The organism is Flavobacterium silvisoli, assembly GCF_004329815.1.
GTDB classification, from domain to species: domain Bacteria; phylum Bacteroidota; class Bacteroidia; order Flavobacteriales; family Flavobacteriaceae; genus Flavobacterium; species Flavobacterium silvisoli.
Genome location: NZ_SJPE01000018.1, coordinates 40,376 through 54,547, shown reverse-complemented (window position 1 = coordinate 54,547; position 14,172 = coordinate 40,376). Strand labels below are relative to the sequence as shown.

The 14,172-nt window shown below is 40.2% G+C and carries 11 protein-coding genes; 5 read left to right on the top strand and 6 right to left on the bottom strand.

Annotation, left to right across the window (positions count from 1 at the left end):
- Together EZL74_RS12005 and nhaA are read left to right on the top strand one after the other, a co-directional pair.
- Positions 1 to 900: OmpA family protein (locus tag EZL74_RS12005; protein ID WP_154669986.1), on the top strand; the 900-nt coding region annotated here is incomplete at its 5' end.
- 75 nt (positions 901 to 975) lie between these two features.
- Entirely contained in the window at positions 976 to 2,124 is a 1,149-nt protein-coding gene (gene nhaA, locus EZL74_RS12000) for a Na+/H+ antiporter NhaA (protein ID WP_131476860.1), read from the top strand.
- Between the two features lie 4 nt (positions 2,125 to 2,128).
- Here the strand turns inward: nhaA and corA are convergent, their stop codons facing one another.
- On the bottom strand, positions 2,129 to 3,199 hold the full coding sequence (gene corA, locus EZL74_RS11995) for a magnesium/cobalt transporter CorA (protein WP_131476859.1): 1,071 nt from the start codon (positions 3,197 to 3,199) through the stop codon (positions 2,129 to 2,131).
- Between the two features lie 68 nt (positions 3,200 to 3,267).
- Here corA and hutI point away from each other — a divergent pair, with 68 nt between their 5' ends.
- Positions 3,268 to 4,503, top strand: a complete 1,236-nt coding sequence (gene hutI, locus EZL74_RS11990) for an imidazolonepropionase (RefSeq protein ID WP_131476858.1) — start codon at positions 3,268 to 3,270, stop codon at positions 4,501 to 4,503.
- A 45-nt stretch (positions 4,504 to 4,548) separates the two neighbouring features.
- Here the strand turns inward: hutI and EZL74_RS11985 are convergent, their stop codons facing one another.
- Positions 4,549 to 5,433 carry a GAS domain-containing protein gene (locus EZL74_RS11985; RefSeq protein ID WP_131476857.1) on the bottom strand — a complete coding sequence of 295 codons (885 nt, stop codon included), beginning with the start codon at positions 5,431 to 5,433 and terminating at the stop codon, positions 4,549 to 4,551.
- A 97-nt stretch (positions 5,434 to 5,530) separates the two neighbouring features.
- Between EZL74_RS11985 and EZL74_RS11980 the strand changes: the two genes are divergently transcribed.
- Both EZL74_RS11980 and EZL74_RS11975 read left to right on the top strand, forming a co-directional pair.
- Positions 5,531 to 6,568, top strand: a complete 1,038-nt coding sequence (locus EZL74_RS11980) for a formimidoylglutamase (protein ID WP_131476856.1) — start codon at positions 5,531 to 5,533, stop codon at positions 6,566 to 6,568.
- 115 nt (positions 6,569 to 6,683) lie between these two features.
- Positions 6,684 to 7,934, top strand: a complete 1,251-nt coding sequence (locus EZL74_RS11975; protein ID WP_131476855.1) for a DEAD/DEAH box helicase — start codon at positions 6,684 to 6,686, stop codon at positions 7,932 to 7,934.
- Here EZL74_RS11975 and EZL74_RS11970 read toward each other — a convergent pair.
- From EZL74_RS11970 to uraD, 4 genes are all read right to left on the bottom strand, one after another.
- On the bottom strand, positions 7,931 to 10,135 hold the full coding sequence (locus EZL74_RS11970; RefSeq protein ID WP_240034596.1) for an ATP-binding protein: 2,205 nt from the start codon (positions 10,133 to 10,135) through the stop codon (positions 7,931 to 7,933). The two genes, EZL74_RS11975 and EZL74_RS11970, sit on opposite strands and share 4 nt — an antisense overlap.
- Positions 10,136 to 10,213: 78 nt before the next feature.
- A complete protein-coding gene (ettA, locus tag EZL74_RS11965) occupies positions 10,214 to 11,908 on the bottom strand; it encodes an energy-dependent translational throttle protein EttA (protein WP_131476854.1) in 1,695 nt (564 codons plus the stop codon).
- 41 nt (positions 11,909 to 11,949) lie between these two features.
- Entirely contained in the window at positions 11,950 to 13,284 is a 1,335-nt protein-coding gene (locus EZL74_RS11960) for a DUF6986 family protein (protein WP_131476853.1), read from the bottom strand.
- 38 nt (positions 13,285 to 13,322) lie between these two features.
- The gene (uraD, locus tag EZL74_RS13240; protein WP_204745139.1) at positions 13,323 to 14,171 is read right to left on the bottom strand and encodes a 2-oxo-4-hydroxy-4-carboxy-5-ureidoimidazoline decarboxylase; all 849 of its coding nucleotides are present in this window, start codon (positions 14,169 to 14,171) and stop codon (positions 13,323 to 13,325) included.
- Between the last annotated feature and the right edge of the window lies 1 nt (position 14,172).

The window sequence follows — 14,172 nt, the reverse complement described above, 5'->3', positions numbered from 1 at the left end:
TACTTTGCCTCGGACGGACAGCCCGGTCTTGGCGGTTTGGATATTTTCATTACTAAAATCCCGAAAGACGGATCGCTTAACTTCAAGCAGGTGCTCAACGTGGGAGAAGAAGCCAACAGTACTAAAGATGATTTTGCTTTAATTATCAACTCCAAAACTAAAAAAGGATACTTAAGTTCCAATCGCGACGGTGGACAAGGAAACGATGATATCTACAAATTCACCGAAACCCGTCCCATCTGGTGTGAACAAGTGTTGACAGGGGTGGTGACCGATCAGGATACCAAAGTTATTTTACCCGGAGCAGCACTGGTGCTGATGGACAGCAACTTCAAAAAATTAAAAGAAACCGTGTCTGATGCCCAGGGTAAATACGAATTCACCGAAGTGGAGTGTGGAGAGAAATACTACGTCAGAGCTTCTCTGGAAGGATACAACACCAAAGAATCTCCGGTAATCATCGGGAAAGAATCCGGTAAAACCGAGCTCAATATCGAACTGGAAAAAACCGCCAAACCAATCCCCATTGGGGGTGATTTAGCCGATGTATTCGGTATCAACTTAATCTATTTTGATTTAGACAAATGGAACATCCGTCCCGATGCTGCTATCGATTTAGCTAAAATCTTAGACGTACTGGAGCAATATCCAACCATGAAAATTGATATTCGTTCCCATACCGACTCCCGAGCCTCTTTTGCTTACAACGAAAAACTATCCGACAGAAGAGCCAAATCAACCAAAGACTGGTTAATCAAAAACGGTATTAAAGCCGACAGATTGACCGCCAAAGGATACGGTGAATCACAACTCGTAAACAAATGTGCTGATGGCGTTCCGTGTACCGAAGCCGAACACCAACTCAACAGAAGAAGTCAGTTTATTATTACTGCGTTATAAGTACTTTATCCGCCAACAAGATTTAATCTAATTGAAAAAGCTCCTTTTATGAGGAGCTTTTTTTATCTTTGAAAAATGATCATTACCAAACTTTTCAAGGATTTTTTTGACAGTGAAAAAGCCGGTGGCTTTATTTTAATTGCCTGCACCTTACTGTCTCTTTTTTTAGCAAACTCCAGTTGGAGTGAAAATTATTTACACCTTTGGCATACGCAACTGGGCAATCATCCCATTGAATATTGGATCAATGACGGACTGATGACCATTTTCTTTTTGTTGATAGGATTGGAATTAGAACGGGAAGTCTACATTGGTGAATTGTCTAATCTTAAAAATGCCTTATTGCCCATTACCGCTGCTTTGGGCGGGATGGTGGTCCCAGCCGGTTTGTATTTACTGCTCAATTTAGGCACAAGTACACAGTCGGGAGCCGGAATTCCTATGGCTACTGATATCGCTTTTGCTTTGGGAATCCTGTCTTTACTAGGGAGCAGAGTGCCCACTTCCTTAAAAGTATTCCTGACAGCACTGGCCGTCATTGATGATTTGGGAGCGATTCTGGTCATTGCCGTTTTTTATACCAAAACAATCGTTTGGAGCAATTTGCTTTTAGCGCTGGGAATATTTGTGTTTTTACTTGTATTAAACCGATTGAAAATCCGCAATCTCATACCGTATCTGATTAGCGGTGTGGTGATGTGGTATTTTATGTTGAATTCGGGCGTACATGCCACCATTACCGGCGTGTTGTTGGCCTTTGCCATTCCTTTTGGCAACGGTGATGAGAAATCTACTTCTTACCTTTTGCAACATTTTTTACACAAGCCGGTAGCCTTTTTTATATTACCGTTGTTTGCTTTGGCCAATACAGCAATTGCAATGAACTCAGATTGGCATACGGCTTTAAACCACCCGTACACCTTAGGAATTGCCTTGGGTTTAATCCTGGGGAAACCAATCGGGATTGGGCTTTTCAGCTTTATTTCGGTGCGGTTAAAGATTGGTCAACTTCCGGAAGATTTAAATTGGAAAACCATTTTAGGAGCGGGCTTTTTAGGCGGAATTGGATTTACGATGTCCATTTTTATTACACTACTGGCTTTTACAGATGGAGAGCACATCGATAACGCCAAAATCATGATTTTGGTTTCGTCACTCATCGCCGGAATAATAGGTTTACTGTATTTAAAGCAAAACCTAAAAACACCCGTTCGTAATTATTAACTCATCAATACCATTTCTTCTTTTTGAAATAATAAATCATTCCCAATAACAAGAAGAACATACAGCCCAAAATGATAAAATAACCGTACTGCCAATGGAGTTCGGGCATGTTGTCAAAATTCATTCCGTAAACGCCAACGATAAAAGTCAAAGGCATGAAGAAAACGGAAACCACTGTCAGGGTTTTCATCACTTCATTCATTTTGTGGCTTTGTGACGAAAAGAAGAAATTAGCAGCACTGTCGAGTGTGGTTAAATCGTATTCAATTTGTTCCAAAAGTTCGAGACATTTTTGATGCAATCTTTCAAAAAAAGTAAAATTATCCGCTTCTATGGCATTGAATACATTATCGTCTTTGATGCTTTTAATGGAATACAGTGAATCGCGCAACGGAATGATGGAACGCTTCAGAAAATTGTAATTATCGCGGTGTTTTTCAATTTGTTCCAAAATAGACAAATTGGTACTTTGCTTGGATAAATTAATCAGATCCTCCACCTTATCCTCTTCGCTTTCAATGGTAATGTAAAAATTCTCCATAATCGCATCTAATAACAGATACAACAAATAATCGGCCTGCTTTGTTCTCACAATTCCCGAATGGGTTCGGATGCGTTCGCGAATGTGGGTAAAGAAATCACTGCGCTTTTCCTGAAAAGAAACCAAAATACCTTTCTTCAACAAAAAGCTGATTTGCTCTACTTTGATATTGGTAGAATCTCCCTCGGGCAATAGTGATTTTACATTAAAGAACAGCGTATCGTGATACTCATCAAGCTTGGTTCTTTTGGTGGTATTCAAAATATCCGAAAGCATGAAATTGTCAACGTTCAGATAATCACCGATGGCCCTCACGACTTCCGTATCATTTAGTCCGTGTACATTGAGCCAATTGGTTTTATTGAAATCAACGTGCTTTTGCATTTCCGTGATGTCAAATTCATGATACTCCGCCAAGTCGGGATCATCATACACAAATAACTGAATTTCGGTTTGGGTATACTTATGAATACCTGTATATTCAAGCAATGCGGGCTGAACCTTTCTGCCTTTCTTGTATTTAATTTTTCTCACGGACTCTAAATTTGTTTAAAATTAAGCATATTTATTTTTTTCAAACTACTTTTACCAAAAATCATTGTATGCAAACGTTACTCATCAATATAAAAGAACTACTACAGGTGCGCGAAACCCCTATAGCTAAAGTTTCCGGAGCTGAAATGGCTGTTTTGCCTTCTATTAAAAATGCCTTTCTGTTGATAGAAAATGGCATCATTGCTTCCTTTGGTCCTATGGAAAATTGCCCGAAGCTGAACGTAGAAATCATTGATGCTACCGGTAAAATTGTTTTGCCTACTTGGTGTGACAGCCATACGCACATAGTGTATGCCGGGAATAGGGAACAGGAATTTGTAGACCGAATCAATGGCTTGACGTATGAAGAAATTGCCAATCGCGGTGGTGGTATTTTAAATTCGGCCAAAAAACTGAACGAAACCTCCGAAGAAGAATTGTACTGTCAATCCCAAAAAAGACTGGAAGAAGTGATGCAACAAGGAACCGGTGCCGTCGAAATCAAATCGGGTTACGGTTTGACCGTTGCAGGCGAATTGAAAATGCTGCGGGTTATTAAAAAATTGGCCGAAAACTATCCGATAGCCATCAAAGCTACGTTTCTGGGAGCCCATGCCTTTCCTGCGGCATACAAGGAAAATCACAGTGCTTACCTCGATTTAATCATTGACCAAATGTTGCCCAAAATTGCCGAAGAAAAATTAGCCGATTATATCGATGCCTTTTTAGAAACCGGTTACTTCTCTGTGGCAGAAACCGAACGCATCATGGAAGCGGGTAAAAAATATGGCTTACGGGCCAAAATACACGTCAATCAGTTTACCGCCATTGATGGCATTGCCGCCTGTGTGAAGCACAATGCCCTCTCGGTCGATCATCTCGAAATTGTAACCGATGCCGATATTGAAGTGTTGAAGAATACCGAAACCATGCCGGTAGCGTTGCCCAGCTGCTCTTATTTCATCAGCATTCCTTACACGCCGGCACGTCAAATGCTCAACGCCGGATTACCCTTGGCGTTGGCCTCCGATTTTAATCCGGGAACAACACCCTCCGGGAATATGAATTTTGTAGTGGCTACTGCTTGTATCAAAATGAAAATGACCCCCGAAGAAGCCATCAATGCAGCAACCCTCAACGGCGCCTATGCTATGGGAATTTCGGATACCCATGGCAGCATCACCAAAGGAAAGAAGGCCAATCTCATCATTACCAAACCCTTGAATTCTTTCTATGAAATACCGTATGCTTTTGGCAGCAATCTGATTGAACAGGTTATCCTCAACGGTAAAAGTATCTTATAAAAAAAGTCCCGAATTCTCGGGACTTTTTCTTTCTGTCATTTCTATTTATCTTAAAGTAAAGCTGCTTTTTGAAACCAATTCTCCTTTATCAAAAACGTTGACAAAGTAGGTTCCTTTGGCAAAGTCTTTCCCTTTCAATTGCTCTTTTACATCAACGGTTTGGTTTTCGTATTGAACCGTGGTGGTAAAGCTGTACGTCAAGGTGTTTTCTCCGAATGTAGCGGTGGCTTTATCGCCCAACACATTGTTCTTAGCATCAATTATCTGAACATAATACGTTTTATCTCCTGATTTAGCAATCTTGTTCTCAGCTATAGTAAAACTCACTTGAAGCACATCGGTTCTGCTGGCTTTATCAGTCTCAACTTGTTTCCCTGAACTTCTGAGTTTATAGGCAGCTGTTTTCAAATTGGTAATGCTGAGCTTAGATCCTTTTTCAACGGTTTTGGCCAGTTCTTCGTTTTGACCTACTAAAACCTGATTGTATTTTTTAGAATCTTCCAAGACAACTTTAGTACTGTCAAGATTGGTCGTCAATGTTTTATTTTGTTGTTTTAAGACATCTACTTCCTGCATCAGATTCTTCATCTTAGCTTCCATACTCTTATACTGATCTTTGTATTTTTTCAAAGAAGCATTGTCTCCTTTGGCTTTTTTCAAATCTTCCATCAGCTTAACAACCTTGTCTCTTTCGGCAATTAATTCATCCGACATGGATGTATTTTCCTCAATCGCTGCATCATAGGTTGCTTTTAAGGCTTCCAAATCTTTCATCACAGCTTCTTTTTCCGATTTTGTGGTGGTAACGGTTGTTTCCAACGTCTTTGCATCCGATGTGAGCTTAAAAATATAAATCAAACTACCTATAAGTAAAACTGCCAAGAGTGCAATTATTCCTTTAAGTTTTGAATTACTGTTTTGATTTTCCATTGTTTATTTTTTTTGTGTTTAACAAATTTAGTACAAATTATATTAGTAACGAAAGTTATACATTTTTATTATATTTTTGACGAAATATTTTAACATTATGGAGAATGTAATTCCTTTTACCATCACTGATTTGGCTAAGGTTACCAATCATAGAAGCGGAGAAGTCAAATTTGGCGAAAAAATGATTACCATTCCCAAAGATGTTAATCCCATTGAATTTATCAAAAACAGCGAAGCCAAATACGTCTTGTTCGGAATTCCGGAAGACGTTGGGGTTCGGGCAAATTTTGGTCGACCGGGTGCAGCTTCTGCCTGGAAAAGTGCCATCAGCAGTATCGCCAACATCCAACACAATCGTTTTTGCAAAGGCAGTCAAATCATTATACTGGGTACCCTCGACGTGGCTCAGGAAATGGAAGCGGCTCAAAATTTGGATTTTCATAAAACAGCCGACCGAAAACTACTAAGTTCTTTGGTAGATAAAATAGATAAGGAAGTGGTTCACGTTATCACTTCAATCATCAAATGCGGCAAAACTCCCATCATTATCGGAGGCGGACATAACAATGCTTACGGCAACATAAAAGGAACAGCATTAGGATTAGGAAAACCCGTCAATGCCATAAATTTTGACGCACATTCCGATTTCAGAATCCTGGAAGGAAGACACAGCGGTAACGGTTTTTCATACGCTTATGAAGAGGGCTTTCTGAAAAAATACTTCATTTTTGGGCTGCATGAAAACTATACTTCCAAAAATGTAATCGACATTTTAAAGAAAATGGAAGACCGCGTACAATACAACACGTACGACGAAATCAAAGTACGTCAGCAAAAAAACTTCCAACAGGAACTCAATACCGCCTTAGATTTTATCAAAAACGAAGCCTACGGAATCGAAATCGATTTGGATGCTTTGCCTAACATTGCCAGCAGTGCCATGACCATGAGTGGTTTTTCGGTAGAAGAACTGCGTCAGTTTGTGAATTTTTTCGGAAAAAATAAAAATGCGGCCTATTTGCACATTTGCGAAGGCGCTCCCGAATTAGGAGAAGAAAAAAACAACCATCTGATTGGCAAACTTATCGGATATTTGGTAACCGATTTCATCAAATCGAGAAAAGAACTATTGTAAATACAGAACTAACAACTTTACTGTCTTGTAAACCTGCATTGCAACAAACAACGCTTTTTACCAAATTTAAAAACCGTATCTTTGCGGCAACTCGCATTAAACGTGAGTCTTATTTATGTTATTCGAAGATTTATCATTATCCAAAAGTATTCAAAGAGCCGTTTTTGAAGAAGGATACACCAACCCAACCCCTATTCAGGAAAAATCCATTCCCATTATATTGGCCGGAAAAGATTTGGTAGGCTGCGCACAAACCGGAACCGGAAAAACAGCTGCCTTTGCCATACCAATAATTCACCACCTGCACCGCATGGTGGGCTCTTCCAAAAAGACAAAACAAATTCGTTGCTTGGTTGTAACACCAACGCGCGAATTAGCCGTACAGATTGGTGAGAGTTTTGACACTTATGGTAAGTACACCAACTTGAGACAATTGACTGTATTTGGCGGCGTTTCACAAGTACCACAAGTAGACCAATTAAAAAAAGGTGTTGACATTTTAATTGCAACCCCCGGAAGATTGCTGGATTTGCACAAACAAGGCTTTGTCGATTTTGACCATTTGCATTTTTTGGTTTTAGATGAGTCCGATTTGATGCTCGATATGGGTTTCATCAATGATGTGCGCAAAATTGTAAAATTGGTTCCCACCAACCGTCAAACGCTTTTGTTTTCGGCAACCATGCCCATGGCCATTCGCGAATTGGCTGATACGTTTTTAAATAATCCGGAATACGTCTCGGTTACTCCGGTATCTTCAACTGCTGAGATTATAAAACAGCAAATCTATTTTGTAGACAAATCGGATAAACGTGCTTTATTGTATCATTTGATACGCAATGAGAATCTGAAAAACGTGTTAGTATTTGTCAGAACCAAACACGGAGCAGATAATGTGGTAAAAGCACTGAAAAAGCAAGGAATCAATGCTGAAGCCATACACGGAGATAAGTCGCAAACGGCCCGACAACGTGTTTTAGACAGTTTTAAGAATAAAGAAATCTCGGTCTTGGTCGCTACTGATATCGCTGCCCGTGGTATCGACATTGAAAGTTTACCTTATGTCATTAATTTTGATTTGCCCAATATTCCTGAAACTTATGTACACCGCATCGGTCGTACCGGTCGTGCCGGAAATGGCGGTATTTCAATTTCATTTTGCGGAAAAGATGAAGAACCTTACTGGAAAGACATTCAGAAACTGATTAAGGTAGACGTTAAGGTGACAAAAGACCATCCGTTTCCGTGGAAAGAAACAGAAGCCAACCCTGATGCCAAACCTGATTTGAGAAATAAAAAGAAATCCGACGGAACCAAATCCAGAAAATCGGAAGCCTCAAAGAAAAACAAAAAACGCTGGTACTAACCGGCGTTTTCTTTCTTTTTTACCTGATTGCTAATCACCTGGTACAATTTTGCTGGCTCGAAAGGTTTAACCATAATATCGTTCATCCCAACAGCCAGTGCTTCTTCCATGACTTCTTGTTTGTCAAAAGCCGTTAAGGCTATAATAGGAACCTTAAACCCTTTTTCTCTTATTTTACGGGTGGTATCAAAACCGTTAATCAGTGGCATGTTGATATCCATCAAAACCAAATCGAATGCTTCGCGGTCTAAAGCTACCAAAGCAGCATAACCGTCATCCACAATCGTACAACTCATGTTGCTGTTTTGAATTATTTTTTTGGTCACCATTTGATTGATTTTATTGTCTTCAACAACCAGTATATTGTACAAGTAACTCGAAGACAAATCAACCTCTATGTTGTTGATAATTTCTCTTGACCTTTCCTCATCGTATTCAAAACCAATGGTAAAGGTAAAAGTGGTACCTACATTCTCCTCACTTTCTAAATGAATTTTACTACCGAACAATTCAATCAAACGGGATACAATGGCCAATCCCAATCCGGTACCCTGATAATCTTCTTCTTTGCGTTCTATTTGTACAAATTTGTCGAATATCTTTTCCTGATCTTCCTTAGCAATTCCGATTCCGGTGTCTTTTATTTTGAATTCAATGAAATAGGTTTTGCCCTCAACTTTTTTTAAATCGGCCGTGATAGTAACTTCTCCATTTTTAGTAAACTTAAGCGCATTGCTGACCAAATTCATAATGATTTGAGACAAGCGCAATTTATCACCAATTAAAAATTCGGGAATGGCTGTATCTATTTCAACCGATAATTTATCATTGTTTTTGTCGGCTATGTATTCAACTGAATTTTTAATGGTTGTGATTTCATCGGTAAGGTTAAAAATCAGGCTTTCTAAAACAATACGTTTTTCTTCGATTTTATTAATCTGCAAAATATCATTCACTAATGAAAGCAGGTATTTGGCAGAAAATTTAAGCGATTTGAGATGCGGACTGTTACCCAATTCTTTGTGTTCATCCAAAATAATATTGGTTATCCCGATAACCCCATAAAGCGGAGTCCGCAATTCATGGGTAATCGTAGAAACAAACTGCGATTTCAGTTGCGATGCTTCTTCGGCTTTTTCTTTGGCTTCTTTCAAAGCTTCGTTGGCCTGTGTCAGTTCAAAATTGGCCTGTTCGCGCAGTTTGACGTTTTTATACAATGTCAACAATAACAGTAGTAAAACTATCAGGATTACAATAAAAAGAATGACGATAAGCTTCGACTCTTTTATACTTTTCTGATGCTTTTGATTGACTTTCTCAATTTTATCCAGCTGAATTTTATACTCATCCAACTCAATTTGAGTCGCAGTTTTTTTGATGTTATCCATCTTATCTTTTGAATAAACTACGCTACTCAAAGAATCCAATTTTTTCCTGTAAATCTCAGCTTTGGATTTTTCTTTGTAGTGATTGTGATGACGAACCAGGTTTTCGTATATGTTTATCAAAAAGGAGTGAAATTCATTCTTTATTGCAATCTTTTGGGCTGTCGCATAATATTGTTCAGCTCTTTTTTTCTGGTTATTATGGGTATCATATATCCCGAGCAACAAATACATAGACATCTTGGCGTCGTCAGAACCTTTTTCTAAAATTCTTTCCTTTATGTCACTTATCTGCTGATTCCCTTCATCAAATTTGTTGATTGAAAAATAAGCACTCGCGAGATTGATTTTAGTGAATTCAATTTGAGTGGTATCCTTGATCTTCTCGGCATAATACAAGGCTTTGTTGTAGTAATCTATTCCTTTATTAACATCAATCTGATTAAAATAATATACACTTCCCAAATTGCCGTAAATCCAGTTGTAGAGTTTAGCATTGTTTACTTTTTTGGCAAAAAACAGGGCTTTGTCGTAAAATTCAACGGCTTTAGCCGATTCCGAACACTCGTTGTAAACTACTCCTATGGTATTGTAGGATTGAGCTATATAAGAATTGTCATTAATGCTGAATGATTTGATTAATGCCTGTTTAGAAAATTCAAGAGCCTTGTCGTATTTCGCATCATTAAACTCACCAACCGCCTGATTAAGTAATTTTTCAATAGCGCTCTTTTCCGCTTTATTTCCTTGTGCCAAAGCAGCAGTAAAAGAGAGCATTACAAGCAAAAAAGTATAGAAAAACTTAGTCTTATGCATTGGGTTAGTTAAGACATCAAATATAAAAGTTTTATTCATAAAAAAATCCCGATTTCTCGGGATTTTACAGCTATTATGTTAATTTCTAATCAACTTGCGGTATTTAATTCGTTTCGGCGTTACATCAACACCTAAACGTTTCTTTTTATTTTCTTCATATTCTGAGAAACCTCCTTCGAAATAATACACTTCCGAGTTACCTTCAAAAGCTAAAATGTGGGTACAAATACGATCTAAAAACCAACGGTCGTGACTGATGACTACGGCACAGCCGGCAAAGTTCTCCAAACCTTCTTCCAAAGCACGAAGGGTGTTCACATCTAAATCATTCGTTGGCTCATCTAGCAATAATACGTTACCCTCTTCTTTCAAAGTCATCGCCAGATGCAAACGGTTTCGCTCTCCTCCTGAGAGAGCAGATACTTTTTTGTTTTGGTCACTTCCGCCAAAATTAAAACGGGATAAATAAGCTCTCGAATTGACTTGTCTACCACCCATCATAATCAATTCCTGACCATCACAGAAGTTTTCCCAAATGGTTTTATTCGGATCGATATTGGAATGTGACTGATCAACGTACGCTATTTTTACGGTATCTCCAATAATAAACTCTCCGGCATCGGGTTTTTCTTCGCCCATAATCATTCGGAAGATGGTCGATTTACCGGCACCGTTCGGACCGATAATTCCAACAATACCAGCTTGTGGCAGAGTGAAATTCAGATTGTCGTACAATAATTTATCGCCAAAGGCTTTGGCCACATTTTTAGCTTCAATCACATTAGTTCCCAAACGAGGTCCGTTAGGGATGTAGATTTCCAATTTCTCGTCGAGCTCTTTTTGATCTTCATTCAAAAGTTTGTCGTAATTCTGCAAACGTGCCTTTTGCTTGGTCTGACGGCCTTTGGCACCTTGACGTACCCACTCCAACTCGCGCTCCAAGGTTTTTCTTCTTTTAGAAGCCACCTTCTCCTCTTGCTCCATGCGTTTTGATTTTTGATCAAGCCAAGACGAATAGTTTCCTTTCCACGGAATACCTTCCCCTCTGTCCAATTCTAAAATCCACCCTGCTACATTATCCAAGAAATAACGGTCGTGCGTTACGGCAATTACGGTCCCGGCATACTGCGCCAAATGTTGCTCCAACCAAAGAACGCTCTCCGCATCCAAGTGGTTGGTTGGCTCGTCCAACAACAACACATCGGGGTTTTGCAACAACAAACGGCATAAGGCCACTCGACGTTTTTCTCCGCCGGACAATACTTTAATAGGCGTATCGGCATCCGGAGTTCGCAAAGCGTCCATGGCTACTTCCAATTTATTATCGATTTCCCAAGCACCGGCCGCATCAATTTTGTCCTGCAATTCGGCTTGACGGTCCATAAGCTTTTGCATCTTATCCGCATCCTCATACACTTCGGGCAAACCAAACATATCGTTGATTTTGTTGAACTCATCTAAAATAGCCATGGTTTCGGCTACCCCTTCGCGCACGATTTCAATAACGGTTTTGGTTTCGTCCAATTGAGGCTCTTGCTCCAAATACCCCACAGTATAACCCGGTTGAAAAACCACATCGCCCTGAAAGTTCTTATCGACTCCGGCAATGATTTTCAATAAAGTCGATTTTCCGGAACCATTCAATCCTAAGATTCCGATTTTGGCTCCGTAAAAGAAACTCAAATAAATGTTTTTTAGGACTTGTTTATCGCTTCCCTGATACGATTTACTCAATCGCTGCATGGAAAATATGACTTTCTTATCGTCTGACATTGTAATTTAATTTAAAATAAAATTTGAGGCACAAAGTTACATTATTTTGCCTTTCGGTTTTCTAAAATTTTCTTGAAAGAACGGCCTCTGATTTCTTCTAACGTTAAGCCGGTCGCCAAGACTTCCTCTTCCGTAATCGCCCCGCTATTCAAAGCACGCAAGAAATAATTCAACAAACCTTGTCCGGTCGCCGCATCATCAAACACATCTCCAATTAATGTCGCGCGCGCCGCTTTTTCCACAAACGTTTTCAAACGGTCTACCGCATCGTCATAACTTTCCAAAAAGAAGGCATAAACCGCCGCATAACGCATCGGGAATTGCGCCGGATTCAAATCCCAACCTTGGTAGTACCCATTCCACAACGAATGACGAATGTGGTCGTACCCTTTTTTCCAAGCTCTATGTACCACCTGACGGTTTTCTTCTTCTTGTTCCGGGGTCAAGTTGCCGCGGTGCGGTCCTATCGGCATGGTGTTTGTCGCACCATCGCTCAACCAAATTCCGGTATGGGCCAATGCTACTTTGGTCATGTGGTGCGCAAAGTCGCACACCGGATGATCCATTTCCTGATATTTGGCCGTAATGCTGCAACTGGCCGTGTAATCATACGTCCCGAAGTGCATCGCAATGCATCTTCCTTGTGCCGCTTTGATGAATTTATATAACGGGTTGGTACCGTCAATGGCCATAATGGCCTGCGTGGTTTCGACCATCATTTCCATTTTGAGGATGCCTTTGGGCAAGCCCAATTCTTCTTCTAAAATGGTAAAAAAATTAGCCAGAGTTTCGGGTTGCTCCGGTATGGTTACTTTGGGCAACATCACTACAAAATTATCGGGCAATTTCCCGCCGGTTTCTTTGACCAAAGTCGAAAGAAAAATATCTAAGGTACGCAATCCGCGTTCTCTCATTTCTTCGGTAAACGGTTTGATGCGGATTCCGATAAAAGGAGAAAGCGTTTTATCGGCCATTCCTTTGGCTACTTCTTTAGCAGCAGATTCGGCAGTTGCATCTTCTTCTTCATTGCTTCGGTTTCCGTAACCGTCTTCAAAATCGATACGAAAATCTTCGATGGCTTCGGTTTTCAATTTGGCCACAACCTTGTCGTATATGCGTTTGCTGAAATCATTCCCGCCGGTCAGCCCGAATGCTTTTCCGAAAACTTCATGATTGGGAGCGTAGGTTTCCAAAATTTCCAGAGCGCGTTGGCCCAGCGTTATCGGCGCATCGGATTTGAAAAGGTTGGCACCGCCGTACAAAGTATGCACCGGTTGGCGTTCGCTGCGGTCACCGGGATAAATTTCGTTAAAAGCATTGTTGGCTTTGCTCAGGCTTTGGAACAATTGTTCTTTTTTATGGGATGGAATTGTCATTTGAATTGTGAATTATAATTTGTGAATTGTAAATTATTTTAACTGCCACGATAGGTGCTGTATCCAAAAGGATTCACCAGCAACGGCACGTGGTAATGGGTTTCGTCAAAAGTCGTAAACTGAATTTCGACTTCGGGATAAAACGTTTTCAGATTTTGTTTTTTGTAGTAGGCTCCCGTATCGAATACCATTTTATAAGTATCGGGCTTTAGATTTTTCTCTTGCGGCAATAAATCGGGAATTCGGCCGTCATTATTGGTAATTCCCTGCGCTATGGTTAGCCAGATGTTATTGCGTTTGGCCTGCAATCGGATGGAAATATTTTTACCCGGCAAGCCAAGGGCTGTATCCAAAACGTGGGTGGTAATTTGACTGACTTTAAGGAAACTGAAATCCCCTTCCGGCAGCATTTTTTTGAAACGGATGATGGAAATTTTTTGCTGTTCGCCCATGGCAATGTGTAATTCTTCTTCGGGACAATTTTGCAGGCGATCCAACAAAATCTGCAGCATTTCGTCAGCCGATTTTCCGGTGGCGCAAACGATGAAAATGAATCCGTTTTTGGCTTCATAATCGGCATTGGCTTTGGCCAGGGCTTCAATGATTTCAGTCGTGGCCACTGCAACTCCGGCTTGTTCTTTTCCGGCAAATTTTTCAGTCAAGCTTTTGACATCTCCAATTTTCGGATGGTGGGTAAACGATTCGCGCCAATCGCCCGCATCGCATTGGTGGTACCAAATATCTGTTGCCAAATCGACCAACTGCTTTTCGGAAGCAAAGGGAAAATGTGCCATCATGGCATCCGCCCACCGGGTCGAACCACAGCAGGCAAACAACTCTTGCCTGGCGGTAGCTTCGGGTAGTGTATTAAATGCTACTAAATTCATA